Origin of the sequence: Lyngbya sp. CCY1209 (assembly GCF_035615495.1) — a bacterium.
In the GTDB taxonomy this organism is placed as follows: domain Bacteria; phylum Cyanobacteriota; class Cyanobacteriia; order Cyanobacteriales; family Microcoleaceae; genus Limnospira.
Window position 1 is genome coordinate 58,543 of sequence record NZ_JAJENU010000639.1, and the last position, 24,844, is coordinate 83,386.

Genomic DNA, 24,844 nt, shown 5'->3' on the forward strand with positions numbered 1-24,844 from the left:
GCGATACGCAGACCGCGATCGTCGCGCCCGGCGGTCTATCAAATTCACGGTTCCTCTGCCACCCAGACCCCCGAAACCCCTAAACCCTCGGCGTCGCGATCGCTTCCCGCTGATAGCGGATGTTCGCCTCTTTGAGCCGTTTGACCGCTTCGGCGAGGCGATCGCAATCCGCGATCAGACTGATGCGGACGTACCCTTCGCCCCCCGCACCGAAGGCATTTCCGGGCGTCACCACCACCCCCGTCTGCTGCAACACGGAGAGGGCGAAATCCGTGGAATCCATCCCCGGCGGACAGGGTGCCCACAGGTACATCGCCGCCTTCGGTTTGGGGATATTCCAGCCCAACTGGGCCAATTCGTCCACCAGAAAATCCCGGCGCGATTGGTAACGTTCTTGAACCTGATGCAGGTAGGAATCCGGCAGATTCAGGGCCGTTTCCGCCGCGCACTGCAGAGCCGCAAATAAGCCGTAATCCAAGTTGGTTTTCAGGGTCCGCAACCCCTGGATAATTTGGGCGTTCCCCACCACGAACCCGACGCGCCAACCTGCCATGTTGTAGGTTTTGGACAGGGTGTGGAATTCCACGCCGATCGCCTTGCCGCCGGGAATTTCCAGCAGGCTGGTGGGTTGGTAGCCGTCGAAAGCCAACTCCGCATAGCAGAGGTCGTGAACCAGCAAAATCTGGTGTTTGTGGGCGAAGGCGACCAGATCCTCGAAAAATTCCCGGGGCGCCGTGGCACCGGTGGGGTTATTCGGGTAGTTGAAATAGAGCATTTTCGCCCGTTCCGCGATGCGATCGGGGATGTCAGCCAGATCGATGATCCAGTCGTTTTCCGGCTTCAGGCGGACTCTGTAAATCTCCCCGCCGGAAATCACCGGGCCGCGAAAGTGGGCGGGGTAGGCGGGATCGGGGGCGATCACCACGTCTTCGGGGTTGACGTAGGCCAGGGCCAGGTGGGTCAATCCTTCCTTCGATCCCAACAACGGTAACGCCTCGCTGTTGGGGTCGAGGCTGACTCCGTAGCGGCGGTTGTACCAGTTGGTGATGGCGGCGCGAAATGTCGCCGTTCCTTCAAAGGGCGGGTAGCCGTGGTTGGCGGGATTTCTCAATGCTTGCACTGCCGCTTCCACAACCGGCTCGGGGGTGGCGCCGTCGGGGTTTCCCATCCCCAGGTCGATCAAATCCAGTCCCTGTTCCCGGGCGCGGGCTTTCAATTCATCCAATCGGGCGAAAACGTAGGGGGGAAGCTGTTTGACCCGATCTGCGGGGCTAATCCAATCTAAAGTCATATTCGATCCGTCGTAAATAGGTTGTTGAGTCGTCGGGGGTATGCCAGGAGAGCAGACAGACGGCAAGCCCATTTCACCGGTTCCGAGCCGGAGTCAAAGAGATGAACAAATGAGAGCATCCGCGATCGCCCGGTCGGTAGATTTACTTAACCTAATTGTCGGGTTAAAGTTGACTCTCCCGGAAATTGTTAACCTTTAATTTTTAATTCTTCAATCGGTGCAGTTGTAGACACCATCGCCGCCATGAGCGATTCCGGACAAACTTTAAAGGGCAGTCGGTGAATGTCGGATCGATCGCCGCAGGCCAGTTCCGCCGACCGCCGCAACTGGGCCAGGGTCGCTTCTCCCAGCCCGAGATCGGCGAGGGTTTGGGGCAGGCCGATGCCGTAAAATTTCAAGAGTTGCTGTCTGGCGGAGGCGGCGAGTTGATTGCCCTGAAGCATCTCTTCGAGGCGCAACTGTACCAAAATGCCATAGGCGACTTTTTCTCCGTGAAGGGTTTTGTGACTCGCGGGCAGGTGGGTGAGGCCGTTGTGGACGGCGTGGGCGGCGACGGTGCGGCACTGCGCCCCCCCCAGGCCCCCGATCGCCCCCGCCAGGAGTACCGTGGCGTCCACCACTTCCCGCCAGGTGGCCCCGCCCGGTTCGCTGAGGGCGGCGACGGATTTTTGAAACAGGATGTCCCGCAGGACTCGCGCCTGTTGCACCGCCGCCACGATCAGGGTTTGCTCGGAATGTCCGCTGCTGACCGAGGCTTCGTACCACTTGGCGATCGCATCCCCAATGCCGGCGATCAAGGTGCGCTGGGGCGCCGTCTGAATGAGGCTGTAGTCGAGGATGAGCAGATCCGGACATTTGGCTAACCCCACATCATACAGGAACTCCCCCCGATCTGTATAGATGTTGGAGAGGGCGGTCCAGGCGGCGCAGGTGGCGCCGGAGGTGGGGACGGTGACGATGGGACATTGAACCCGGTGGGCGAGGAGTTTGGCCGCGTCCAGGGCCTTGCCGCCCCCCACCCCGATGACGAAATCGGCTTGATGTTCGGTGAAGTGGTGCTGGAGTTGTTCTAAACTGGCTTCGCTACAGTCGGGACGGTAGGAAATCCAGGCCGCTTCCAGGGGGTGGCGGTCGAGGATCGGTTGCAGGGGGGTGCGGATCAATTCTAAGGTGCGATCGCCCCCGACAATTAAGGGACTCGAGCCCAATGCCGCGATCGCCTCCCCCGCCGCCGCCAGCGCGTCGATTCCCCGCATCACTCGGGCCGGCGCAATGCTCAACACTGCGGGGGGTGCGAGTTCGCAGGGATTGGCGGACAGGTCGGGGGAGGATAATGGTTGCATGGAGGCTCCTCGCAGAAGTGACTAAATTTTTGATTTTAGCGTAATTTTACCCGGGTGGGGGCAGATCCGATCCGGACGGGGAGATTTTTGTCGCGGCCCCCTTCACAAGTCAAAATTCAAAATTCAAAATTCAAAATTCAAAAGCCGAAAGTCTGACTTTTTGATGAATTCGGCGGAGTGAACGAGGAATGGGTGATTTTTTGCTGCAATTTTTAGGATTTTTAACCGATTTTTTGACCTAAAATTGATCGGTGATTTTTTTTATTTTTTCCTTCGTCCACCGGTTGCCCCGAGCCGCGATCGCCTTCAAATTCAAACCATTTCCGAACTTATTGTTTCCAGCAATTTTATCGATTTTCCGAACGATCGTCCCGGCATCCGGGGGGCGGTTGCCCGGAAAGGGATCGATCAAATGATCGATCAAATCCATAAAATCCCGGGATAAATCGGACGTTTTCCGCCGCCACGACAGGCGGCCGTTGCGGGGACTTTCCGGAATTTGAGAGGGGGAATAGCCCGTCAGTAAATAGACGAAAGTCCGTCCCAATGCGAAAAAGTCGGATTGGGGGCAGGCGTTCAAATTCGTCTGTTCGGCGGGGATGTAGCCGGGGGTGACGATGCGGGTGGCGTAGGTGTCCTGTTGCCGTTCCGACCAGTTTTGTCGTTCCAGCCAGAAGTTAATTAATGCCAACTGTCCGTCCGGTTTCAAGAGAATATTTTTGGGTTTGATATTTTGATGAATGAAGTTGTGGTCGTGGACGATCGCCAATATTTCTACGATCTGCTTCAACCAAGCGATCGCCACGTCTTGGGTGATGGGTTCCCCTCCTCGGGATTCCATCCACTCCGTGAGGGGGATGCCCTCCATTTTTTCGACGATCAGGTAATGTAAAAATGGGTCGGATTCTTGGAGTTCTTCTTGCAGGGAACGGGTGTCGTCAATTTCGGGAATTCCGGGGTGGGAATCGATATCTTTGAGTAATTCGGCTTCTTCCTCAAAGAGTCGGACGGCTTTGGGTTGTCGGGAGGGTTTGGGGTTGAGGACTTTTAACAGTTTCGGCGTTTCTCCCACAACCATCTCAAATGTCGTGTCGAACGGGTTGCTGTCGAGACATCCGACAATTTGATAGTGGGCGGATAAAAGCGCCAAGGTGCGATCGGCGATGGGATGGGACGGGGACTGAACCTGGGAGGGTTCGGGTTGCGGTTGAGGTTGGACCATGATCGGTTTAAATCATCTCTTCAATTTGTCATAACCTAAATTAGCGCAAAGTGACAACTGACGGAAGTTTGAGTTGTCCGGAGTGCGATCGCCGTCTCAATATGAGATGATGGGAGTTGATGCGCGCTCGCTGTCACTAATAATGACAAGCGAAAACCCCCGCATTTTGAAGCCGGGGGTGTTAGTCGAGTAGCTCTCTTAAACTGTAGGTTACTGCTTAGTTTGCCGGTTGCAACGACAATTTTTTAGAGGTTTCCAAAGCTTGTGCGAGAATGCGATTGATGGACTCTTTGTCAGAGACGAGAGTTTGGACATATTCTCTAACTTCGCCTTGGAATTTTTGAAACTCAGCCGGAACAGTGAGAATTTGTTGACGTTGTGTTTCAGGCAGTGCGAAAAACTCGCGTGCTGCATAACCTGTAGCAAAAAACATAACTAGATTTGTCGTTGCGTCAATCAACCCAGTTGGGGCGGGTATGTTCTTGCTCAAGAAACCTAGCCCTAACGCTGTCAGTGTGTTGGTTCCAAAGGCAAGTCCAAAGACAGCCAGAATTTCTCCTTTCTCTTCCGAAGATTTTAGGTCGTTTCCGTAAATATGTGAAATTTCATAACAAAGTTGAATCAAAAGAGGTGTAGTTTGAAAAAAATCAGCTAAAAAAGAAGCGGCGGGAACGGAGACAGAACCTGAAAGTAATCCGACACCAGCAGCCCAAACGGCTTTTTCAAAAATCAAATTTTCGGCAATTGTTGAGTTGTCTGCATTGGGATACATTTCCCGCTCTTTCCGGACATTTTTTTTGATTGTGTCAGGGTCGATTACTTTTAAAGAGTCGATTATGCGATCGAGCCAATGTCGATCCCACAAGTCGATAATTGTCTTTTGCAAGCGTCGATCGCACCCCCGATTTAAGTAATTTTACGGAGAGCTTTCGCAGAAAAAGGATGGTTTCCCTTCCCTCTGGGAGATCGGGGAGATTGAAATAATGTTCCGAGTCGGGCGGGATATGAGATGATGGGGGGTGACGCGCTGTGAGATTGGCCATGTCAATGCAACCGCCCCCCCCTCCGTCAATTACCCCCCGCCAAATGAACTTGCTGCGGGTCGTCGCTTCGATGGCCTGGGCCGATGGCGAACTGGCTCAGGAAGAAGTGGATGTGATGCTGCGGGAATTCGGCAGTCTGTTCGCCAGCGGAGAGCAGCAGGAACAGATCGCCCAAGAACTGCGGGATTATCTGATGCAGAATATTCCCTTGGAGGAGTCGATTCCCAAATTGCAAACCCAGCAGGAACGGGAACTGGTGTTGGCGTTGGGTTATGAAGTGATCGCATCGAGTTCTCGGGTTCCCGACGAGCCGAAAATTAATGACGATGAAGCGATCGCCTATCAGAAATTGAAACAATTGTTGAACCTCCCGGAAGCGAGGGTAAAGGAACTCGAAGCCGGGGTTGACGCCCAGTCCAATGACTCCGAGGGATTGGTAGATTCCATCAGCCGCAAGTTGGGCGAATTTATTCGGGAGATCGGAAAATAAGATCGGGTTTTTGACCCGTCCTTTCATCATCCCCCCCAGCCCCCCTTTGTAAGGGGGGAGCCAGATTAATAAGATTGGGTTTTTGACCCCCGATCCCCCCCAACCCCCCTTAATAAGGGGGGAGGTAGATTAACCGGATTTAATATGGAAAAAGATGGTCGATCAAATTGATGATATTGCTCGGCAGGCTCACCAGGGCAGTGTGGCCGCCATCATTCAGGTGCTCAACGATCGCCTCGCGGAAACCGGGGTGAAAACTCGGGCGGTGTGTTCGGGCGGCGTCCTGCAATTGTTGTGCGAGGCGAACCGGGCGGAACATCTGGAAAAATCCGATTTGGTGGGGCGGGTAAAGGAGATTTTGGAGGCGATCGCACCCCGAAATATTCGCCGCGTCCGCGTCAACAGCCGCATCCTCCAAAATCAAAGGTTGCTGTGGTTGGAAGATATCATCCGCGACCCGGATAATCAACTGCTGTGGTCCGAAGATATTATCCTCCGACAGCCGAACCCAATTCAACAGTTTATGGCGGATTTTAAAAGCAACAAAAATCGCCCGATCGCAGTCAATTCGACGGAACGCATCCGGGAAGAACGGCAGTTTCGGCGGGGGTTGCTCATCGGCGGCATGAGCATCTGTTTGCTGTTGATTATCGGGGGATTTGCTCTCTATCAGTGGTGGAATTCGCAACTGCCGGAGGGATTCGAGACGCAGGAACCCGGCGTCTCGTCCCCCCAGAGTCCCCCGCTGGACTCCCTCTCCGACGAGGAATTGTTCAAACGAGCCGTGGATCTCGCCCAGGAAGCCGTCGCCTTGGGAAAAGGGGCGGATACCGAGGCTCAATGGTCTGAAATTGCCGACAAATGGGGGGAAGCGGCGGATTTGATGGCGGCGGTTTCCCCGGATTATCCCCGCCACGCCACCGCCCAAAATCGGGTGGCATTGTACCGCCGCAACCGGGATGTCGCCCAAGAAGAGGCTCAAAAGCGTCAAAACAATTAATAATTAATCATTAACAATTAATCATTAATAATTATAAAAAACAGATTTAAAATTGCCGGTGGGGGCAACCGTCTCGGGTTGCCCGATGTCAAAACAATCTCGGGTTGCCCGATGTCAAAACAATCTCGGGTTGCCCGATGTCAAAACAATCTCGGGTTGCCCGGTGTCAAAACAATTAAGAATTAATCATTAATAATTATAAAAAAAACGAATTTAAAATTGCCGGTGGGGGCAACCGTCTCGGGTTGCCCGATGTCAAAACGAGCCGATTTCTGAGTATTTAACCCGATTTAATATCAGGATAAAACCGGACTAAATATCAGGGATTGACTGCGACTTGATTCTGGACGGTGGCGACAACTTGGCTGGCGATCGCTTCCGGAATGCGGGTATATTCTAACCCTTGATTGAGGGTTTGACCCTGACCGAGAACCCACCCCACCATATCTTTTACCGCCTCGGCTTTTTCGGGGTTTTCATACTGCTGTTTCACCAGCAGCCAGGTGATCCCGATGATGGGATATCCGCCGTCGGGATCTTGGAGGTTTGCGGCTTTAAAATCCTGATAAAAACGCACTTGGGAGAGGGCGCGGTTCGCCTCATCCAGGCTGGGCGCGACGAATTCGCCGGCTAAATTTTCGAGTTGGGCGGTGAGTAGATTTTGTTGACGGGCGAAGGTGTCTTGAACGTAACCGATCGCCCCCTGCGTTTGTTTGACGGTGTTGGCGACACCCTCATTTTGAGCACCTTTTAGGGGGGTTCCCGGCCAGTTGGGAGCGGTGGAGACGTTGACATTATTTTTGAAGGTGGGACTGATGGCGCTCAGGTGGCGGGTAAAAATGAAAGTGGTACCGCTGGAGTCTTCCCGAACCACGGGTTTGATGGGGAGATCGGGCAAGTTGACGCCGGGGTTATCTTTGGCAATTTTTGGGTCATTCCATTTTGTGATTTTCCCCAAAAAAATATCGGAAAGGGCGGTTCTGGACAGTTTGAGATCGGAAACACCCGGCAGGTTGTAGACGACGGCAACCGCACCCCCGGCGGTGGGAACGCGGACCATACCTTTGGGCATTTGGTCGATTTGGGATTGACTGGGGGGGGCGTCCGAACCCGCAAAGTCAATGCTGTCGGCGATGAAGCGATCGATGCCGCCGCCGCTGCCGATCGCGTCGTAGGTGACGGTGATTCCGGTGTCTTGTTTGAAGGCGGAAAAGTATTTTTGGTACAGGGGGGCGGGGAATGATGCCCCGGCTCCTTTTAATGTCACCGCGATCGCCGAACTGGCGGAGGTAAATGCCAGGGCGAGGGTCGCGATCGAGGCAGAAAGCACTCGTTTTGTTAACACCATGATTGTCTTCTCCTCCCGGGGAACGAGAATCGTATTTAATCTGGGCTAACTATACCAAAGTTGCGATTCGTCTAGGCGGTGCTTAATGTTTTTTTACACCCTTAAACTGCCCTTAACCTTCGCAACAAAAATACAACATCGGTCGAGTCTGTGCCGTCTATTTTTTGTCTGGATTATTAATTTTATCATAAATTAGAGCTTTTCTTCAATCTCGGTCAATCCGAAAATCGCTCCCAAAAAGATCCGTTAAAAAAATACGTTGTTGCGCTTTAGCGCCCCAGCAACTGATATGGATTCAACTCACAACTCAAAAGAAGAATGAACCCTGTTTCCGCCTTGACTTGCGATCGCTTGTCAATTTCTGTCAAAATAATACAGACAAAAACTGAGGGCATAAAATGCGACAATACTATAACAAACTCGTCCGCGATCGCATCCCGGACATCATCCAGAAAGCCGGGTGTCAGTGCGAGACACAAATTTTGTCCGATTCGGAATATCGTCATGCTTTGCGGAACAAACTGCTGGAAGAAGCGGAAGAAGTCCGGACAGCAGAAAATTCAAAATTGCGAGAAGAATTGGCGGATCTTCTGGAAGTGGCGGAAGCGTTGATGGAGAGTCATGGCATCTCGGCAGAAGACATCAGATTAGAACGCGATCGAAAACGTGCGGAACGGGGCGGGTTTGAACGGAAGATCCTGTTATTGTGGACGGAATAACATCTTCTGAAAATGAATAATATCTTTTCCGACATTCAAAATCACTGGGCAAAAAATGGCATTTTAAAACTGGCAGAACGGGAACTGGTGAAGGGATATCCGGATCGCACCTTTCGCCCCGACGCTCCCATCACCCGCGCCGAATTTGCAACTTTGATGTGTGGGGTATTTCCGGAAGCGGAACGGGTTAAAAATGCCGTCGATTTTGTGGATGTTCCCGGGAGTCACTGGGCGATCGCATCCATTCAGACGGCTTCCGAAAAAGGCTTTTTCGCCGGATATCCAGACCGCACCTTCAAGCCGGAACAGAAGATTCCGAGGGTGCAGGCGATCGTCGTTTTAGCCGCCCATCTCAAAGCTGATATTCCCGACAATCCTGATTCTATTTTACAACAATTTTATGACGATTTCAACGATATTCCAGCCTATGCAAAATCCCCCGTCGCCGCCGCCACCCTCGCCGCCCTGGTGGTCAACTATCCGCAATTACGACAACTCAATCCCAACCGAAACGCGACCCGGGGAGAGGTCGCCACGCTACTCTGTCGGGCCTTAAATTATCCCGTCATCCCCGGACGCTACATCGTCGGATTCGACGTCATTCCGATGGAATTGCGGCCCCTGACGGGTGGGTTAAATAATACCCCTACCTTCAACAGCAACAGTCCGGAATTGGTCAAAACGGAAGGCATTTTACTCTCCACATTTCCCCCCGCCGGAAAGCGGGTCGGTTCCGCCCATCTCGACTTTGCCTTCGAGGGTCAATTCGATATTTTTTCTCACCATATTTATCGCGCCGAAACGGAGGCGGAATTGCAGTCCTGTTACCAGGGCATTCTCCTCCACAATCCCACGGCGGAGACTGTCACCGTCCGGGTGTCGGCGGCGGCGAGTTATTTGGGGACTCCCGACGCGCCATTTATCGACCTACCCGAACAAAAAGATAATTCGGATGGCGACATCTATTCCGGGCCGGGAAGTCGCACGACGGGGGCGATTTTGCGGGGGGAAAGAATGGAACAATTCCCGGCAGAATTTATCATCGAATCCGGAAAAAATTACCTGTTGATGAACGAAGCGATTCCCCTTCCCGGAGTCCCCGCATCCAACGGGCGATCAACTTTAATCCGATTGGAAACAACGGGAAAAATTCATATTGCAGATTTGATAAAATTGGGGGATTCTCAACCGCCGAATTTGGCAGACTGGATCGCATTATTAGAAACGGGAGATTTGGCGAAACCGAGGGACGCGACCCCCACGCCATTGGAACCGGAAATTGTGTTGCCGATTGTCTTCAGTCGGGTGGCTGGCGTGTCTCGGGGAACCCGCTGGGAAGCCACGCTAACGGACAAGCCGGAGTTCCAAGATTTGAGTCTTCCCCCAGTCGGAAAGGCGTTTTCCTATGTGTTGGGAACGATTCATAAAATTACCCTGGGAACCGGACAGATTCAAAGCGCAAAGATGATGTCTCGGTATCCCGACACGGCTTATTTTGCCCATGCGAATTACGGCGTAGAGTATGATATTACTATACCCTTCTACAATTCTCTCAGCGAAACCCAGACCGTCGAAATTATTGTCTCTTCCCCGGTTAAGAATAATGAAATTGACGGCGTTCAAACGGAGTTGAAATTCTTGAAAAATCGCGATCGCATTTTCTTCCGGGGCACCGTCCGCCTCAGTTATGAAGACGAAGGCGGAAATACCCGGACTCGCGACATCCATTTGACGCAATATCGCGGACAGCAAGGTTCGCCTCTGCTGAGTTGGGAAATGCCACCCCTGTCTCGGCGCCGTATCCGCCTACAATTCATCTACCCCCCCGACTCTACGCCGCCCCAAGTCCTGACGGTTCGGACTGTCCGATAGAGACATATTGGATGAATGGGCAAAGGGTGGTATAATCGGCACGAATTGCCGGAAATGTAAATGGTGCGATCGCTTGCCAAACATTGGGATCGCGATCGCAGTTAATCTATCAGAATTGACCGATGCTAAACTACTATCTTTTGATGCCGAAAATGATGGCTTATTTTTATTTGCCCTACGCCTATATGGGCATGATATGGATGCCGTGGATGTATCCTTACTTTGCCTTATTTTACAAACAATCCGACGGCGATCGCAAGGCATCTCTAAAGCCACATCAAACCCCCCCCACCGCATCCCAAAATCACCGATTGAAAACCGAATACCCGAAACCAATATCCGTCCCCAAAAACAATCACAAATCCGCACAAAATTTGCCCGCAACTTCAGAAGCGGAAACCACAAAACCGACGGTGGAAACGGTTGATAAAATTGACAATAATCAAGTCAAAGAAGTTGCGGAAAAAGAACCCGAACCGAAACCGATCGCATCCGTTCAACCCCCCGAAGTCACTCCCCCTCCGCCGGTAACACAAACCCCGGAATATCCGCCACCTCAAACCGAGAACGTTGCCACACCCATCCAAGGCAATGAGGATTTAAAAACGGCCCGCCGCCTGGTGAATTTGATGGCGATCGCATCCCTAGAAGATGTCGATCGCCTGACGTTGATGCGGGCGAAACCGCTGCTAAAATCCCTCGGTATCTCGCAATCCACCAACGGGAAGAAAAAGAAGGTGGGAGAATTGCGGGATGAACTCAAACAAAAGTTATTGGCTTTTGAATTGGTGTAATTTCACCTATCGACAATCGGAAGGCTTCAGGGTTTCGGTGAAGATTTCCCAGTCCGCCTCGACGCGATCGCCGTATTCCGTGGCGATCGAACTCACCAATCGGCGAAATTCCTCGTGGTTGCCGTCCGTCAACTCGCCGACTTCCGCCTCCAAGGAATGGGGGATGTATTGGGGATCGAAATCGCGATCGCTGCGGGCGTGATCGGTGGCGATAATTTGCCCCCACTGTTGTGACATTTCAATCATTTCCTCCGTTTTATTAAGTTTGTCGGTGGAGATATCATCTTTGTAGGGCGACATTTCCCGAACCGAATAAAACCCGTCGGCAAGTTGCATCCAACCGAGATAATTATCCGCCGTTCCGAGAAGGGCTAAATAGCCGATTTGGTGGCGTTGGGCATCATTTTCAAACAGGCGATCGTACTGTTGGCGATCGCCCTCCGAGAGATAGTCGTAGGGGGTGGGTTTGGACTGCTGTTTGACATCCAACAGGCGATCGTCATCGTCGGATTTTGTTTCCCCTTCAATTAATACATAATAACGCGGCGTTCCCAAGGAACCCGTCCCCGCAAAAAGCCGGCGGGCGACATCTTTCATTTGGAAATGTTGGGGATTGTATTGCAGATCTCCCGACAGGGTTTTGCCGTAATTTTCAATCGCCGTTTGAAATTGCCCCCTTTCCTCCGGCGTGAGGGCTTCGAGGCGATCGCGTTCCAGGGTGAACCGCCGCCCTGCTGCGGTTTTTTCGGTAAATAGAGTTAACAGTTTTTCGCGATTTCCTTTCTCTTCGACTGTTTCTAAAAGTTTCGACAGCCGGGGGTTGGTGTTGTCTTTGGTGAACTCGGTTTTCGTTTCGTCGTCGTTCCCCCGATATTCCTCCAAGGTGTCGAGGTAAGATGCCGCAAACGCATCGACGATCTCTTTTTCATCCTCAACAGAAAGGTCATTTTGACGGGCGACTAAAACCAAGCTTACGGCAAATCTCCAGACATCATATTGATAGTCGGCGAGGGTGGTTTCGTCGAAATCATTGACGTTGTAAATAATGTCGCCTTTGCCGGTATTGAAAGACCCGAAATTGTCCGTGTGGAGGTCGCCCTGTATCCAAGTTTTGGTGTTTTCATTGCCGAATTTTTGCCGGCGATCGTCCCCGGCGAAATCCATCCAAAACAGGTGGTTGGTTCCCCGATAAAACATGAACGGAGAGGCTGCCATTTTGCAATATTTAGCCTCCCGATCGCGCTCCGAAATGTTAGCGTTGCGATCGGTTATCGCCTCGATGACAGTGGTTTCGCGATCGCTTCCGGACAGGGGGGAACAGGCGACGGCGAACAGCAGCAGGGCGATCAGGTGATGTGAGGTTTTCATTGGGGTCAATTTCGGCTTAAACTAGAAATATAAAAGAACGTGCGATCGCAATGTCTATCAATCGAATTCGGGTGGCAAAAGATAAGGCGGAGTTGGTGCGGGCACTGACGGAATCGGAGGACAGAACCGGCCCCTTCCAAACCTACGCCGATGTCGTCGTCTTTGCGGCGGCGTTGGGGATACGGCGGAAAAAACGGATTCCCCTCGACGGCTTTTCCAAGCGAGATCCCGCCCCCATTTCCCTGGAAATTTTTATTTCCAGGGGTTACGACTGGGTGATTAAATTGATCGCGATCGCCCAAACTCGGACTACCAAAATTATCTCACCTTTTGACGCGGAATCGGAGGCGGAACGGGTGAAAATTTTCGAGGAATTTGCCAACGGGGGGCTGGAAATTTTGCGGGAAGAATGTCGCGGGGCGGTGGACTATTCCGATCGCCTGTTATTGCTGTTACTCTCGGAACGCGATCGCGGCGAGGAACCCCAGGAAGACTTCGATCTGAGTCGGTTTTTGGGGTGATACCGCCAGAGCCCATCCACGGGAGTCGCCTTCGCGATCGCCCCCGGTTCCAGAACGGCGGGATCGACGGCAATAAATCCGTTGTCGATCGGGTTATTTTGGCCGTCGAAAACCTGATAGTTGACCCTCAAGTTTCTCAGTGTATTGCAGGTTTTGTTGACGACCGTTCCCCGCAATATTTTGCCGTCGTCTTCGACTTCGGAAATCGAGATATTTTCGGGATTCATCTCAAAGCCCCCAGGATTGGGGGTTTGGGGGCGAGATCATTTTCAAATTATTTCTGATAGCGACAACTACCGCTGCACGCTTCTGGGATCGAGGGCATCCCGGAGGCCGTCGCCGAGTAAATTAAAGGCTAAAACCGTCAGAATAATTAACAGCGCGGGGGGCCAAATCAACCAAGGTTGCAACACCAAAATTGAGGCGTTTGTCGCCGAAGATAATAAGTTTCCCCAGGAGGGATCGGGCTGTTGAATTCCCAATCCGATCAGACTCAATACCGACTCGGAAATGATGAAACTCGGAATCGTCAGCGTCGCCGAAATAATCACGTAGGTCGCCGTCTGGGGAAGGACGTGGCGGACGATGGTATAAAATGAATTGGCACCCATCACCCTGGCCGCCTGTACGAATTCCCGCTCTTTGATCGAAAGCACCTGTCCACGAATCACCCGCGCCAACCCCGACCAAGTGATAAATGAAATAATAATTGTAATCAGTAAAAATCGCTGGGTACTCGTAATTTGGACGGGGAGAACTGCCGCCAAAGCCACCAGCAAATACAGCCCGGGAATGGTCATCAACACTTCCACGAGTCGCATGGCAATGGTATCCACCCAGCCGCCGAAATAACCCGAAATGCCGCCGACGATCATTCCGATGGGGAAAGAAATGGAAATTCCCACCAAACCGATGCTGAGGCTAATTCGACTGCCAAAAACCAGGCGGCTGAACTGATCTCGGGCCTGTTCGTCCGTGCCCAAAACGTTGATGTGCGCCGGCCCCACCGCGCCGAATAAGTGGCGATCAAAGGGGATCAAACCGAAAATTTTGTAGGGTTCTCCTTTAACAAATAATCGCAGTGGGGAGGGGTTGTCCCAATCCACCATCACCTGCCGCTCTCCGGTGTCGATATCGACGGGACCTTGGGTGGTGGGGTAGACGTGGGGGCCGATCCATTCGCCCTCGGGATTGACCCAATAAATTTCCGTGGGGGGGAGGAGGGACCCGTCCATTTGGGTTGTATAGGGGCTGTAGGGTGCCACGAAATCCGCCGCGATCGCCACCACATAGAAAAATATCAGCAATCCCGCACCCAACTGCGCCAGGGGATTTTTCCGAAGTCTTTGCCACCATTTCATAGGCTGTTTGTTAAAAGGGAAATTCGTTCGGTCAATTCAAATATAATTGTACCCGAAAATCTGCATTTAAACCACGTTCCGATCCGCCAATTTTTCCGGGGCGGATGCGCGATCGCCGTTTTGGGGCAGTTCCGAGAAAAATGAACCCGTCTGCGGCGGCAATTCGGGGTTGAGAACCACTTCGACGATACTCTTGATCACTCCGGTGATGGGAATTGCCAAGACCACGCCCAACAAGCCACTCACTTTTCCACCCAGCAACAGGGCCGACAAAATAACCACAGGGCTGAGGCCGGTCAAATTCCCCATAATTCGGGGGGCGACGACGTTATCTTTCACCTGCTGAACCGCCACGGCGATCGCCAACACCTGCAAAGCCAACCACCAATTCAGAAATGCCACGATAATCGTGACGCTGCCGATTCCCAACGTGGCGCCCACGAACGGGATGACTTCCATCAAACCAATAAAAACGGCGAACAACAGAAAATACGGCACGCCCAAAATAAAAAAGATCGGCGCGAGGACGGTGGTCATAAATAACCCCAGGAGGAACTGTCCGGAGACAAATCGTTGCAGATTTCGCTTCAAAGATTCGGTCAATACCGATCGCAGCGGGGGAGACAAAATTTTCGTCAATCCCGACCACAGCCGCTCGCCGTCGATGAGCATATAAAAGGAAATGACGACGATCAAAATCAGGTCGATCACCCAGTTAAACGTCCCCAAAACTAAACCCAAACTCCGGCCGGCGATCGCCTCGGCTTGTCCCTGCAATTTATTGAGGAGTTGCTGCTGCAAAATACCCACGTCGAAGGGCAGATTTCGCTCCGCACTCCAGCCTTGAAACACTTCCAACTGTTGCCGTCCGGACTCCCCCAACTCGGGCAGTTTGGCGATGAACTGGCGGGTCTGATTGAAAATGGGCGGCGCCACCGTCAAGACCGCGATCGTCACCACCACCGCCGCGGCTAAATACACCAAAGCGGCCGCAATTCCCCGGGGAATAAAGCGCTGAAGTCGGGCGACGGCCGCATTCAAAATAAAGGCGATTAATCCGGCGACAATTAAGATGGTGACTAACTCGCCGACATACTCGACGGCTTTCAAAGTCAGTCCCCCCGCCACCAGAATCAATACCCAGGTAATTAAAAATTTTTGCAATGGCGAAAAAATTGAGTTCATGACTGTCCTCAATATCGGGTCATCGGGAAGGCGAACAATCTATCATTATTAATTTTTAATTGTCAATTCTCTTCAGACAACCATTGCGGGTTCCGTCGTCTCGTCATGTTCGACGACAAAAACGTTGGAGTAGAGGTTGGCGACGATCTGCTTTCCGTGCTGGGTGAGGGAGAGGTAATTCAACCCGTCTTTGACGTAGGGATAGACCCCGTTCCAGTAGAATTGCGGATAGTTTCTTCGCAGATCTTCGGGGCTTTTGTAGCCGACTTTTTGGTTGAATCCCGTTTCCTCGAATTCGTAAAATAGGGCGCTAATTTTTTTCAGGTAGCGGGGGTCGGAAAGCTGACCGATCAGGTCTGCAGCCCTCACCAAACCGGGGTAGTTGACGGTATCTTGATGGTCGGATTCTTTGGGTACTGGAAACCGAGTCAACTCGATATTTCGCTTGATCACTTCGGCATCGATCAGTTTGTGGCCGCCGAATCGCTCCTCGATAAATAACTTGGCGCGATCGACGTGATAGGGCGTCAAACTCGCGTCCGTACAGCCCTCCGGCAGATCCACCATCGCCCCCCGCCCCGTGGCAAAAGCATTCTCTCGATCTTTCCGGCAGACACCTTTGACGTAGCCGATATCGTGACAGACGAGGGAGATGATATAGTGGAGCCAATCTTCGCAGGAAACCCCCCCTTCGCGGATGTGTTTTCCCCGCAAAATTTCCTGGCCGACCAATGTCACCAAAATTGTGTGTTCTACGTTATGATATAAAGCGTCGCTGTTGGCGATATTTTCGAGAGCCATATTTCCGGCCCATCCCACAATATCCTCATAGTTGGATTTGTAACCGCCGTAGGTGCGACGGTAGCCGTCCCGGATCAGTTCGACAAAGGCGTCAATCAAAAATTCTGTTGCATTAAAAACCATCTGGATGAATCCCGGTTGCTACTGAATGGATAGAAAACATCGTTCGGAAAAGGAGGAGAGTTTGGGAACCCGGATTTCAGTTTCAAGCCGACTCGTTTGGGAGGACTCGGAAACTCCCCGCCCAATGGGATGCGATCGCGGCCGTGAGGAATCTTTCCCCGACGTTATCGCATTTCTAGCATACCCAATGCTCCCCGCGCTATCGGAGCCGATGCGGGCCGGGTGCGGCGGGGCCGATCGCGTCCGAAAAAATGAGAAAATGTAACGATAAATCAAGAAATGTAAATATCAGACCCGGGGCCGCGATCGCGCCGATTCGCCGAACAAAATCGCGGAAATCTATAAATGGCGGGGCATACGCCGTCCGAACCCCCGATCACCCGGTCGGAAAATGGTAACGAAACGGCTCCGAAAACCAGCCGGAAACCCCGAAACTGTGCAACTTTTCTTTACAATGGAGTTAAGGATTGGCGGGAGGATCGCTTGTGGTTCATAAAGATATATTATCAGAGCTGGAAAACCAATATCAAGAAGCATCGCCAGATGAAAATGAGGTCTACCTTCCGGAAACAGACCCGGACCGGGACCCTCCCCTCGCGCCCCCCCCACCTCCCCGAGGCGGCGGTTGGCGACAAATCGCGATCGGCATCGGAGTCGGGGTCGCCGCCACGTTAGCCGTCCTCCACTTCGCCCCGGACGCTCTCAACTCGAACCCGGAAGAAACCCAGACCCCCGCAGCGGAAGCCGTTCCCGAGGAAACTGCGATCGCCACCCAGACCGTGACCGTGGCCCCCGTCGAGCTCGCCTCCGTCGAACGCACCCTGGACGTGACCGGAAGCGTCGAAGCCTACGACCTGCTGCCCGTTCTGCCCCAGGCCACCGGGCTGCAAATTCAACAGGTGTTGGTGGATGAGGGCGACATCGTGTCCGAGGGGCAGGTGATGGCGATTCTGGACGATTCCGTGGTGCGAACCCAGATCGCTCGGGCCGAAGCCGAAGTCGAGTCCGCCCGTTCCGGCGTCCGCCAGCGAGAAGCCAACCTCGGACAAGCCGAAGCCGCCCTCGCCCAGGCCCGGGCCAACCAAGCCGAAGCCGAGTCCCTCCTCGTCCAAAATCAGGCCCGCGTCGCCGAAGCCAAAGCCAACCTGGAACAGGCCCGCCGGGAAGTTGAACGCTACCAAGAACTGAGCGCCGAGGGCGTCGTCAGCCGCCAGGAACTCGAAACCCGACTCACCACCGCCAAAACCGCCGAAGAAGCCGTGCGGGTCGCCGAGGCCAACGTCGCCGCCGCCCGGGCCAAAATTAGCAGCGCCCAGGCCAACGTGGGCAGCGCCCAGGCCAACGTCGAAAGTGCGCGATCGGACATCCGCACCGCCGAAGCCGGAGTCCGCAGCGCCCAAGCCCAGGTGGAACAGTTGAACACTCAGCGATCGCAGAGCGTCGTCCGCGCCCCCATGAGTGGCATCGTCGCCGAACGCACGGCACGGGTGGGGGACGTCACCGGCGGCAATAAAGAACTCTTTTCGATCATCGCCGGCAGCCAATTGGAACTGCACGCCAAAGTCCCCGAAACCCAACTTTCCCAGGTCAAAATCGGTGCCCCCGTCACCGTCACCTCCGACGCCGATCGCAATTTAAATGTCCGGGGAACCGTGCGGGAAATTGCCCCCCTCATCGACCCGAACAGCCGCGAAGCCACGGTTAAAATTAACCTTCCTCCGGTGGGTGCGATTCCCGATTCTTTCCTGCGTCCGGGGATGTTCCTGCGGGCGGCGATCGCCACGACCCGGACTCAGGGGATGAAAGTGCCCGCCAAGGCGATCGTCCCCCAGGCGGACGGCACGTCGATCGTCTACCGTTTATTGCCGGATGAAACGGTGGAGGCGACAACGGTGGAAGTGGGGAAACTCGAAGGCCGTCCGGGCGATTTGGGTAACGCCACGGTGGAAATTAAACGGGGGTTGGAAGTGGGCGATCGCGTCGTGATTTCCGGCGCGAGTTACCTGAAAGACGGCGATCGCGTCAATGTCGTTTCTCGGTGAATTGGTCGAGATATCCCCCCCAGCCCCCATCCCCCCCAGCCCCCCTTTGTAAGGGGGGAGAAGGGGGGAGAATTGTTCTCGAACATGGCGATCGCCATCTCCGGCACGAGTCGCCCGGAGGATTGGGAATTTTGCTAAAATGCGATCGGTATTGTGGTGAGAAAAAGCGAACATGGTTGTCAGCAATTATCCCCGGAGCGATCGCGTCGTTCTCTACAATCTCAATTGGGAACAATTTAACCGACTTCTGGAGGATCTGGAGGAGTCGCGATCGCATCGTTTGGCTTACGATAACGGCAGCTTAGAAATTATGACACCCCTCCCCGATCACGAACGATATAAAAACGCCCTCAGCCTCGCCATTCAGGACATGGCAGATCTCCTAAATCTCGAATACGAATGTCTGGGCTCAACCACCTGGAAGCGGGAGGCGAAATCGGCGGGAGTGGAACCGGACGATTGCTTTTATTTCCAAAATGAACGGCAGATTCGCGGGTTATCTCGATTCGACTTAGATCGCGATCCGCCCCCGGATTTGGCATTGGAAATCGATTTGACCAACAAATCCATAAACCGCCTGCCGATTTACGCCCGCCTCGGAGTTCCCGAGGTGTGGAATTACGATGTCGAACGGGGGGAATTGACCATTTATCGGTTGCGGGAGGGAGAATATAGAATAACCGAAAATAGCGAAATTTTCCCACCAATCCAAATCCGAGAAATCCCCGCCATTCTCAACCGCAGCGGCGACGAAGGGCGACTCGCCAGCCGCCGCCGGTTCCGAGACTGGTTACAACAACAATTATAAACATCCGTTGTTGGACTTCAGCCCTTTTAATGCTATCCAAAAAAAGCAGATTCTATTTTTATATAAATCGAGGATTTATCAAGATGCAAGTTCAACTCGAACAATTGGTTGTCAACCCCGGCCAACAACTGCTTCTCAAAGATGTCAGTTGGCAAATGTATGAAGACTTGATAGAAGAGTTTGGAGAAAAACGCGGTTCTCGGATCAATTACAGTCATGGATTATTAGAAATTATGGTGCCTCTGCCAGAACACGAAGATGATAAGGTGATTATCGGAAACTTTGTCGAGATGTTGTTAGAAGAATATGATATCGAGTTTCGCAATTTGGCTTCGACAACATTTAAAAGTCAAAACATGAATCAAGGCATCGAGGCAGACCAGTGTTTTTATATCGAAAATGAATCGCTGGTTCGGGGAAAACAACGGATCGATTTAACCGTCGATCCGCCCCCGGATTTGGCGATTGAAATCGATATCACCTCCCGGACTCGGTTCGACAATTATCGGATATTGGGGGTGAGGGAATTGTGGCGATTTGACGGGGAAAAATTGGAAATCAATGTTTTGCAGGATGGCGAATATATACAATTGCAAGAAAGTCCGCATTTTCCGGGAATTCCAATTATTACAGCCATTCCCGATTATTTGAACCGCAGTAAAATTGAAGGGAGGAATAAAACAATGAAAGCCTTTCGCGCTTGGGTGAGAGAACAAATTCAATTCAGTCAAACGTCAAATAATAAACCGGAAAGCCGACCGTAGTAGTAGGGGCAACCGTCTCCGGTTGCCTCGTTTCTGAAGGGACGGGTTGCCTTTTTGAAAGGAGTTCTCCGGTATCAACATTGGCGATCCCCCTAAATCCCCCTTCCAAAGGGGGACTTTGAACTCGGTTAGCCGCTTTCCGGGTTTCTCACGATCGCTAGAAACCGGGTTTCTATCGAAATTGTAGATGACAACTAGAGATATTCCGAGAAACCCGGTTTATTCAAACTATTCTTGAAAACGGATTATTGCAAATTAACGATGAATCAAAACAGCTTTAACCTTTCCGCCTGGTCGATCCGAAAACCCGTCCCCACCCTGGTGATGTTTTTGATCCTCACCTTGGTGGGATTGATGTCATTTTTCCAACTGGGAATCGACGATACACCCAACATCGATATTCCCGCCGTCACCGTCACCGTGACACAACCCGGCGCCGGTCCCAACGAACTGGAAACCCAGGTCACGAAAAAGGTAGAAGACGCGATCGCGGGATTGGGAAATATCGACCAACTCACCTCTACGGTGACAGACGGCGTATCCAATACCACCGTCAGTTTCGTACTCGGAACAGATAGCGATCGCGCCACCAACGACGTCCGAAATGCGATCGCCCAAATTCGCCAAAGCCTGCCCTCAGATATCAACGATCCCGTCGTCCAGCGGCTGAGATTTGCCGGCGGTCCAGTGATGACCTACGCCGTCACCTCCGAAAAGCGATCAGTCGAAGAACTCAGCGATCTCGTCGATCGCACCATCAGCCGCGACCTCCTCAACGTCCCCGGCGTGGCCGAAATTCAGCGCTTGGGAGGCGTTGATCGCGAAATCCGCATCGAACTCAACCCAGACCGCCTGGAGAGTCTCGGCCTCACCGCCACCCAACTCAGCGACCAAATCCGCGCCTTCAACATCAACCTCCCCGGGGGGCGATCGCAAGTCGGCGGCAGCGAACAGAGTATCCGCACCCTCGGCAGTGCCCGAACCGTCGAAACCCTGCGGGATTACCCCATCATCCTCCCCTCCGGAAATTCCGTCCCCCTCTCCAGCGTCGGGACCGTCACCGACGGGGTGGCGGAAGTCCGACAAGTCGCCCAATTCGCCGATTTTCCCCTCTCCTCCCCGACCGATCAAATCGGCAATTCCGTCGTCGCCTTTTCCGTGTTGCGGAGCACCGGCAGCACCCTCGTCAGCGTCGAAGAAGGAATCCGCGATCGCGTCAAAACCCTCGAAACCACCCTCCCCGAAGACGTCGATTTAGAACTGATCGTCACCGACGCCGACTCCATCCGCGAATCCTACCAAGCCTCCATCGACGCCCTCGTTTTGGGCTCCATCTTAACCGTCGTCGTCGTCGGACTCTTTTTGCGGGACCCGCGGCCCACCCTGATCACCGCGATCGCCCTGCCGCTGTCCATTTTGCCCACATTCATGGTCATGCAAGCCTTCGACTACACCCTCAACGGCATGACCCTGCTGGCCCTCGCCCTGGCGATGGGAAACCTGGTCGATGACGCCATCTGCATGATGGAAAATATCGACCAGCACGTTCGCATGGGGAAACACCCGTTTCGGGCCGCACTGGACGCCTCCCGGGAAATCGGACTAGCCGTCGTCGCCACCACCGCCACCATCGTCGCCGTCTTCATTCCCGTGGCATTTATGGGCGGCGTCCCCGGACAATTTTTCCAACCCTTCGGCGTGACGGTAGCCACCTCCACCATGTTCTCGACCCTGGTGGCCTGCACCATGACCCCGCTGCTGGGGGCGAGATTGTTGAAACCCCGGAAACGGGACAAAATGCCCCAAAATTCGCCCCGTCCCCGGCGCCGATTTTCGCCCTACCGCCAGTTATTGACCTGGGCACTCCGGCACCGGATCACCACCTTATTATTGGCGATCGCATTTTTTATCGGCAGCTTGCAGTTGGTACCCCTGATCCCCAAAGGGTTATTTAGCAGCGGCGATACCGGGTTGAGCACCGTTTCCATCAACCTGCCGCCGGGTTCGACCCTGGCGGACACGGAGGCCACCGCCCAGGAAGCGATGGGACTGCTGGCCGAAAGTCCCGCCGTCGATAACGTCCTGGCTGTGGTGGGAAGCCGCGGGAGTGGGGCGACGGAAGTCAACAAAGGCACCCTTTACGTCAACCTGGTGCCCCGCGACGAACGGGAGATGTCCCAGGGCGAATTTGAAACCGAAATGCGATCGCGGTTCGGGCAGATTCCCGGGGCGAGGGTCAGCTTCCAATCCCAAGGGGCCGGCGGCAGCAGCAAAGATTTGACCATCGTCCTCACCGGCGACAACCCGGAATCCCTGCTATCGACCGCAAACGCCCTCGAACGGCAGATGCGGGAACTGCCCGGACTCGTGGAAGTCACCTCCTCCGCCAGTTTGGTGAAACCGGAGATCCTGATCCGCCCCGATCCCAAGCGGGCCGGGGATTTGGGCGTATCCGTGCAGGCGATCGCCCGGACGGCGTTATTGGCGACTTTGGGAGATAACGAAGCCAATTTGCCCAAATTCGACCTGCCGGACCGCCAGATTCCCATCCGAGTCCAGTTGGCCGAAGAATTTCGCAACGACTTCGAGGCGATCGAAAACCTGCAAATCCCCGCCAACGACGGGCGCCTCGTCCCCCTCTCTGCCGTCGCCGACATCACCATCGGCAGCGGTCCGGCGGCCATCGATCGCTATTTCCGATCGCGGCAAGTCCAGTTGGAAGCCAACCTGGACGGCCTTTCCCTCGGGGATGGGGTAGCAAAAGTCCAGTCCCTCCCCGCCATGAACCCCCTCCCCCCCGACGTCAAACAGCAGTCCGAAGGTGACGCCAAAATCATGATCGACATCTTCACCCGCTTCGTGGGGGCCTTGGGATTGGCCGTCCTGGGAATTTACGCCATTTTGGTCCTGCTGTACAACAACTTCATCATCCCCATCACCATTTTGATGGCCCTGCCGCTATCTCTGGGCGGTGCACTATTCGCCCTGATGATCACCCAAAAAGAGTTGGGATTATTCGCATTAATCGGCATCGTCTTATTAATGGGACTCGTCACCAAAAACGCCATCCTTTTGGTGGACTGTTCGATGGCAAATCAGCGGGAAGGAATGCCCCGATTTCAAGCCGTCCTCGAAGCCGGTGTTTCCCGACTTCGCCCCATTTTAATGACCACCTTTTCCACCATCGCCGGAATGCTACCCATCGCATTAGAATTGGGGGCGGGTTCCCAAGTCCGCAGTCCGATGGCGATCGCCGTTATCGGCGGCATGACCACATCCACCCTGTTAACATTGGTGGTGGTCCCCGTGTGGTTCACCTACGTCGATAGTTTCCAAACCTGGATTCGCAACCCGTTCAAACGGCGGCGGCGGGAGAAAGCGTTTCGGGAGGCGACAGATATCGCGCCCTTGCAGGAATGATAATCTCAGAAACCGGTTATAATAGGCTGTATCAACGTTAAAACGCTCTGATGCAGCCCACCGCATTTCAATTCGTTGACAGCCTTGTGACATCAAATTTGATGCGATCGGATGCTGTCAGAAGATGAAATGATACATCACATCAAATAATTGAGATCTGTTCTGAAGCTAAAATCGCAAAGGAAATAGTAGATTATGGTTCGCAAATTTTACTTACCAAATCAGTTGATAATTCCGTTTGGAACGGACAAGAATTGGGATATTGAAAAGATAAATATTGAGCTGCCACGGAAATGAATTTCAAGGCTGATAGCAAAAGTCCACTCAAGTGGACTCGGCTTCGGTAATTGTGTCCTCATCGCCTTAGTAGTTGCTATAATATTAGCTCCGGTTATTTGCCCGCATCGCCTCCCCAATCCTCTTTAGAGGATTTGTGCTATGAGCTTGGGAATTGATTCCCAAGCGGGCTGTCAATTAAAACCGATTTCGAGCAACTCCGAGTCAGAGTATCAGATGTTTAATTGACGAAATCGATAATTTCTTGGTGAAGGAAACTGACCGTCAATAATTTTTCAGGGATCATGATATAATACGATGGGAAGTAATCGACCATAAAATTACTGTCAAAGCCATGATGATTCGAGCGATTATCGAATGGGATGAAGAATGCCAAGCTTATTCGGCAACCTGTCCCGAACTGAATTTTGTCTCATCCTTCGGGGAAACGAAAGACGAGGCGATCGCTAATTTAAAAGATGCCATCAATCTCATGTTAGAACCCATTCCGGATGAGTTTTTATAAACCGGCAATACCAAAGAAGTCGTGAAACTGGCGCTGTAGAAAAATTATCATGTCGCCAAAAGCACCCCGATTGACAGCGAAACAGGTTATCAAGCGTCAGATTCGCCAATTTCTCGATCAATTTATAAAACGTTGTTTTGATAATATATCCTTGCCGCTATCAAGTCAAATGGAGTCAATATCGGAAAATTTTCCAAGATTTCTCCATCGCCCGCCCCTTGATTTTGTAAAGAAATAATTGTCCAAACCGGAATGCGGGTATTGCGAATTCGGGCGTTTCCCCCACAAACACCCGCAGTTTTTTGAATGATTCTGCCGGTCAATTTTTGTTGAAACAAGGCATAATCTTCTGCGGACAGCGATTCGACCATTTGAACCAAAGATTCGACGAGTTTTGTATTCATTGGTAATAGAGAAAAGTTGGAAATTTTGAGATTCAGTTCAATCGACTGTCGTCAAATACAAACAATTATCACGATCTGACGGGACAGCTCAATTGAACCTCAGAATCTATTATACTTTACACC

The 24,844-nt window shown here is 52.9% G+C and carries 22 protein-coding genes; 11 read left to right on the top strand and 11 right to left on the bottom strand.

Annotated features, from left to right (window positions below; all coding sequences use genetic code 11):
* Positions 1-79: 79 nt before the first annotated feature.
* The 4 genes from LKE08_RS25045 to LKE08_RS25060 all read right to left on the bottom strand — a co-directional run bounded on the left by LKE08_RS25045 (position 80) and on the right by LKE08_RS25060 (position 4,742).
* Positions 80-1,291, bottom strand: coding sequence for an aspartate aminotransferase (locus LKE08_RS25045; protein WP_324707006.1), 1,212 nt, complete (start codon positions 1,289-1,291; stop codon positions 80-82).
* 188 nt (positions 1,292-1,479) lie between these two features.
* Positions 1,480-2,634, bottom strand: coding sequence for an iron-containing alcohol dehydrogenase family protein (locus LKE08_RS25050; protein ID WP_324707007.1), 1,155 nt, complete (start codon positions 2,632-2,634; stop codon positions 1,480-1,482).
* 238 nt (positions 2,635-2,872) lie between these two features.
* Positions 2,873-3,856, bottom strand: coding sequence for a protein kinase (locus tag LKE08_RS25055; protein WP_324707008.1), 984 nt, complete (start codon positions 3,854-3,856; stop codon positions 2,873-2,875).
* A 217-nt stretch (positions 3,857-4,073) separates the two neighbouring features.
* Positions 4,074-4,742: a hypothetical protein gene (locus LKE08_RS25060; protein WP_324707009.1), complete on the bottom strand. Its 669-nt coding sequence runs from the start codon at positions 4,740-4,742 to the stop codon at positions 4,074-4,076.
* Positions 4,743-4,903: 161 nt separating this feature from the next.
* Here LKE08_RS25060 and LKE08_RS25065 point away from each other — a divergent pair, with 161 nt between their 5' ends.
* Complete coding sequence (locus tag LKE08_RS25065; protein WP_324707092.1) at positions 4,904-5,389, top strand: TerB family tellurite resistance protein; 486 nt, start codon at positions 4,904-4,906, stop codon at positions 5,387-5,389.
* A gap of 154 nt (positions 5,390-5,543) precedes the next feature.
* Positions 5,544-6,389 carry a hypothetical protein gene (locus LKE08_RS25070; protein ID WP_324707010.1) on the top strand — a complete coding sequence of 282 codons (846 nt, stop codon included), beginning with the start codon at positions 5,544-5,546 and terminating at the stop codon, positions 6,387-6,389.
* Positions 6,390-6,708: 319 nt separating this feature from the next.
* Here the strand turns inward: LKE08_RS25070 and pstS are convergent, their stop codons facing one another.
* A complete protein-coding gene (gene pstS, locus LKE08_RS25075) occupies positions 6,709-7,737 on the bottom strand; it encodes a phosphate ABC transporter substrate-binding protein PstS (RefSeq protein WP_324707011.1) in 1,029 nt (342 codons plus the stop codon).
* Positions 7,738-8,135: 398 nt separating this feature from the next.
* On the opposite strand from pstS, the gene LKE08_RS25080 reads away from it, so the two are divergent.
* The 3 genes from LKE08_RS25080 to LKE08_RS25090 all read left to right on the top strand — a co-directional run bounded on the left by LKE08_RS25080 (position 8,136) and on the right by LKE08_RS25090 (position 11,122).
* On the top strand, positions 8,136-8,456 hold the full coding sequence (locus LKE08_RS25080) for a nucleoside triphosphate pyrophosphohydrolase (protein WP_324707012.1): 321 nt from the start codon (positions 8,136-8,138) through the stop codon (positions 8,454-8,456).
* Between the two features lie 12 nt (positions 8,457-8,468).
* Entirely contained in the window at positions 8,469-10,328 is a 1,860-nt protein-coding gene (locus LKE08_RS25085) for a DUF3370 family protein (protein ID WP_324707013.1), read from the top strand.
* A gap of 122 nt (positions 10,329-10,450) precedes the next feature.
* The gene (locus LKE08_RS25090) at positions 10,451-11,122 is read left to right on the top strand and encodes a hypothetical protein (RefSeq protein ID WP_324707014.1); all 672 of its coding nucleotides are present in this window, start codon (positions 10,451-10,453) and stop codon (positions 11,120-11,122) included.
* A gap of 6 nt (positions 11,123-11,128) precedes the next feature.
* Here the strand turns inward: LKE08_RS25090 and LKE08_RS25095 are convergent, their stop codons facing one another.
* Positions 11,129-12,490: a DUF2252 family protein gene (locus LKE08_RS25095; protein ID WP_324707015.1), complete on the bottom strand. Its 1,362-nt coding sequence runs from the start codon at positions 12,488-12,490 to the stop codon at positions 11,129-11,131.
* 50 nt (positions 12,491-12,540) lie between these two features.
* On the opposite strand from LKE08_RS25095, the gene LKE08_RS25100 reads away from it, so the two are divergent.
* Complete coding sequence (locus LKE08_RS25100; protein WP_324707016.1) at positions 12,541-13,011, top strand: DNA phosphorothioation-associated protein 4; 471 nt, start codon at positions 12,541-12,543, stop codon at positions 13,009-13,011.
* Here the strand turns inward: LKE08_RS25100 and LKE08_RS25105 are convergent.
* From LKE08_RS25105 to LKE08_RS25120, 4 genes are all read right to left on the bottom strand, one after another.
* Positions 12,918-13,238, bottom strand: coding sequence for an FxLYD domain-containing protein (locus LKE08_RS25105; RefSeq protein WP_324707017.1), 321 nt, complete (start codon positions 13,236-13,238; stop codon positions 12,918-12,920). The genes LKE08_RS25100 and LKE08_RS25105 overlap by 94 nt on opposite strands.
* A 66-nt stretch (positions 13,239-13,304) precedes the next feature.
* A complete protein-coding gene (locus LKE08_RS25110) occupies positions 13,305-14,372 on the bottom strand; it encodes an ABC transporter permease (protein WP_324707018.1) in 1,068 nt (355 codons plus the stop codon).
* Positions 14,373-14,438: 66 nt separating this feature from the next.
* Positions 14,439-15,557 (bottom strand): AI-2E family transporter, encoded by a 1,119-nt coding sequence (locus LKE08_RS25115; protein ID WP_324707019.1) that lies wholly within the window; start codon positions 15,555-15,557, stop codon positions 14,439-14,441.
* 72 nt (positions 15,558-15,629) lie between these two features.
* Positions 15,630-16,481 carry an Npun_R2479 family HD domain-containing metalloprotein gene (locus LKE08_RS25120; protein ID WP_324707020.1) on the bottom strand — a complete coding sequence of 284 codons (852 nt, stop codon included), beginning with the start codon at positions 16,479-16,481 and terminating at the stop codon, positions 15,630-15,632.
* A gap of 485 nt (positions 16,482-16,966) precedes the next feature.
* On the opposite strand from LKE08_RS25120, the gene LKE08_RS25125 reads away from it, so the two are divergent.
* The 5 genes from LKE08_RS25125 (at position 16,967) to LKE08_RS25145 (ending at position 24,317) form a co-directional block, all read left to right on the top strand.
* Entirely contained in the window at positions 16,967-18,523 is a 1,557-nt protein-coding gene (locus tag LKE08_RS25125; protein ID WP_324707021.1) for an efflux RND transporter periplasmic adaptor subunit, read from the top strand.
* Positions 18,524-18,695: 172 nt separating this feature from the next.
* Positions 18,696-19,331 (top strand): Uma2 family endonuclease, encoded by a 636-nt coding sequence (locus tag LKE08_RS25130; protein WP_324707022.1) that lies wholly within the window; start codon positions 18,696-18,698, stop codon positions 19,329-19,331.
* A gap of 83 nt (positions 19,332-19,414) precedes the next feature.
* The gene (locus LKE08_RS25135) at positions 19,415-20,095 is read left to right on the top strand and encodes a Uma2 family endonuclease (RefSeq protein WP_324707023.1); all 681 of its coding nucleotides are present in this window, start codon (positions 19,415-19,417) and stop codon (positions 20,093-20,095) included.
* A gap of 261 nt (positions 20,096-20,356) precedes the next feature.
* On the top strand, positions 20,357-23,515 hold the full coding sequence (locus LKE08_RS25140) for an efflux RND transporter permease subunit (protein WP_324707024.1): 3,159 nt from the start codon (positions 20,357-20,359) through the stop codon (positions 23,513-23,515).
* A gap of 631 nt (positions 23,516-24,146) precedes the next feature.
* On the top strand, positions 24,147-24,317 hold the full coding sequence (locus tag LKE08_RS25145) for a type II toxin-antitoxin system HicB family antitoxin (protein WP_324707025.1): 171 nt from the start codon (positions 24,147-24,149) through the stop codon (positions 24,315-24,317).
* 122 nt (positions 24,318-24,439) lie between these two features.
* Here the strand turns inward: LKE08_RS25145 and LKE08_RS25150 are convergent, their stop codons facing one another.
* Positions 24,440-24,688 carry a DUF433 domain-containing protein gene (locus tag LKE08_RS25150; protein WP_324707026.1) on the bottom strand — a complete coding sequence of 83 codons (249 nt, stop codon included), beginning with the start codon at positions 24,686-24,688 and terminating at the stop codon, positions 24,440-24,442.
* Positions 24,689-24,844: the final 156 nt, after the last annotated feature.

What these genes read in the sequence shown, in the direction of transcription:
- LKE08_RS25045 (WP_324707006.1), bottom strand. Translation starts at nt 1,291, where the DNA reads ATGACTTTAGATTGGATTAGCCCCGCAGATCGGGTCAAACAGCTTCCC.
- LKE08_RS25050 (WP_324707007.1), bottom strand. Translation starts at nt 2,634, where the DNA reads ATGCAACCATTATCCTCCCCCGACCTGTCCGCCAATCCCTGCGAACTC.
- LKE08_RS25055 (WP_324707008.1), bottom strand. Translation starts at nt 3,856, where the DNA reads ATGGTCCAACCTCAACCGCAACCCGAACCCTCCCAGGTTCAGTCCCCG.
- LKE08_RS25065 (WP_324707092.1), top strand. Translation starts at nt 4,904, where the DNA reads ATGCAACCGCCCCCCCCTCCGTCAATTACCCCCCGCCAAATGAACTTG.
- LKE08_RS25070 (WP_324707010.1), top strand. Translation starts at nt 5,544, where the DNA reads ATGGTCGATCAAATTGATGATATTGCTCGGCAGGCTCACCAGGGCAGT.
- pstS (WP_324707011.1), bottom strand. Translation starts at nt 7,737, where the DNA reads ATGGTGTTAACAAAACGAGTGCTTTCTGCCTCGATCGCGACCCTCGCC.
- LKE08_RS25080 (WP_324707012.1), top strand. Translation starts at nt 8,136, where the DNA reads ATGCGACAATACTATAACAAACTCGTCCGCGATCGCATCCCGGACATC.
- LKE08_RS25085 (WP_324707013.1), top strand. Translation starts at nt 8,469, where the DNA reads ATGAATAATATCTTTTCCGACATTCAAAATCACTGGGCAAAAAATGGC.
- LKE08_RS25090 (WP_324707014.1), top strand. Translation starts at nt 10,451, where the DNA reads ATGCTAAACTACTATCTTTTGATGCCGAAAATGATGGCTTATTTTTAT.
- LKE08_RS25095 (WP_324707015.1), bottom strand. Translation starts at nt 12,490, where the DNA reads ATGAAAACCTCACATCACCTGATCGCCCTGCTGCTGTTCGCCGTCGCC.
- LKE08_RS25100 (WP_324707016.1), top strand. Translation starts at nt 12,541, where the DNA reads ATGTCTATCAATCGAATTCGGGTGGCAAAAGATAAGGCGGAGTTGGTG.
- LKE08_RS25105 (WP_324707017.1), bottom strand. Translation starts at nt 13,238, where the DNA reads ATGAATCCCGAAAATATCTCGATTTCCGAAGTCGAAGACGACGGCAAA.
- LKE08_RS25110 (WP_324707018.1), bottom strand. Translation starts at nt 14,372, where the DNA reads ATGAAATGGTGGCAAAGACTTCGGAAAAATCCCCTGGCGCAGTTGGGT.
- LKE08_RS25115 (WP_324707019.1), bottom strand. Translation starts at nt 15,557, where the DNA reads ATGAACTCAATTTTTTCGCCATTGCAAAAATTTTTAATTACCTGGGTA.
- LKE08_RS25120 (WP_324707020.1), bottom strand. Translation starts at nt 16,481, where the DNA reads ATGGTTTTTAATGCAACAGAATTTTTGATTGACGCCTTTGTCGAACTG.
- LKE08_RS25130 (WP_324707022.1), top strand. Translation starts at nt 18,696, where the DNA reads ATGGTTGTCAGCAATTATCCCCGGAGCGATCGCGTCGTTCTCTACAAT.
- LKE08_RS25135 (WP_324707023.1), top strand. Translation starts at nt 19,415, where the DNA reads ATGCAAGTTCAACTCGAACAATTGGTTGTCAACCCCGGCCAACAACTG.
- LKE08_RS25140 (WP_324707024.1), top strand. Translation starts at nt 20,357, where the DNA reads ATGAATCAAAACAGCTTTAACCTTTCCGCCTGGTCGATCCGAAAACCC.
- LKE08_RS25145 (WP_324707025.1), top strand. Translation starts at nt 24,147, where the DNA reads ATGATGATTCGAGCGATTATCGAATGGGATGAAGAATGCCAAGCTTAT.
- LKE08_RS25150 (WP_324707026.1), bottom strand. Translation starts at nt 24,688, where the DNA reads ATGGTCGAATCGCTGTCCGCAGAAGATTATGCCTTGTTTCAACAAAAA.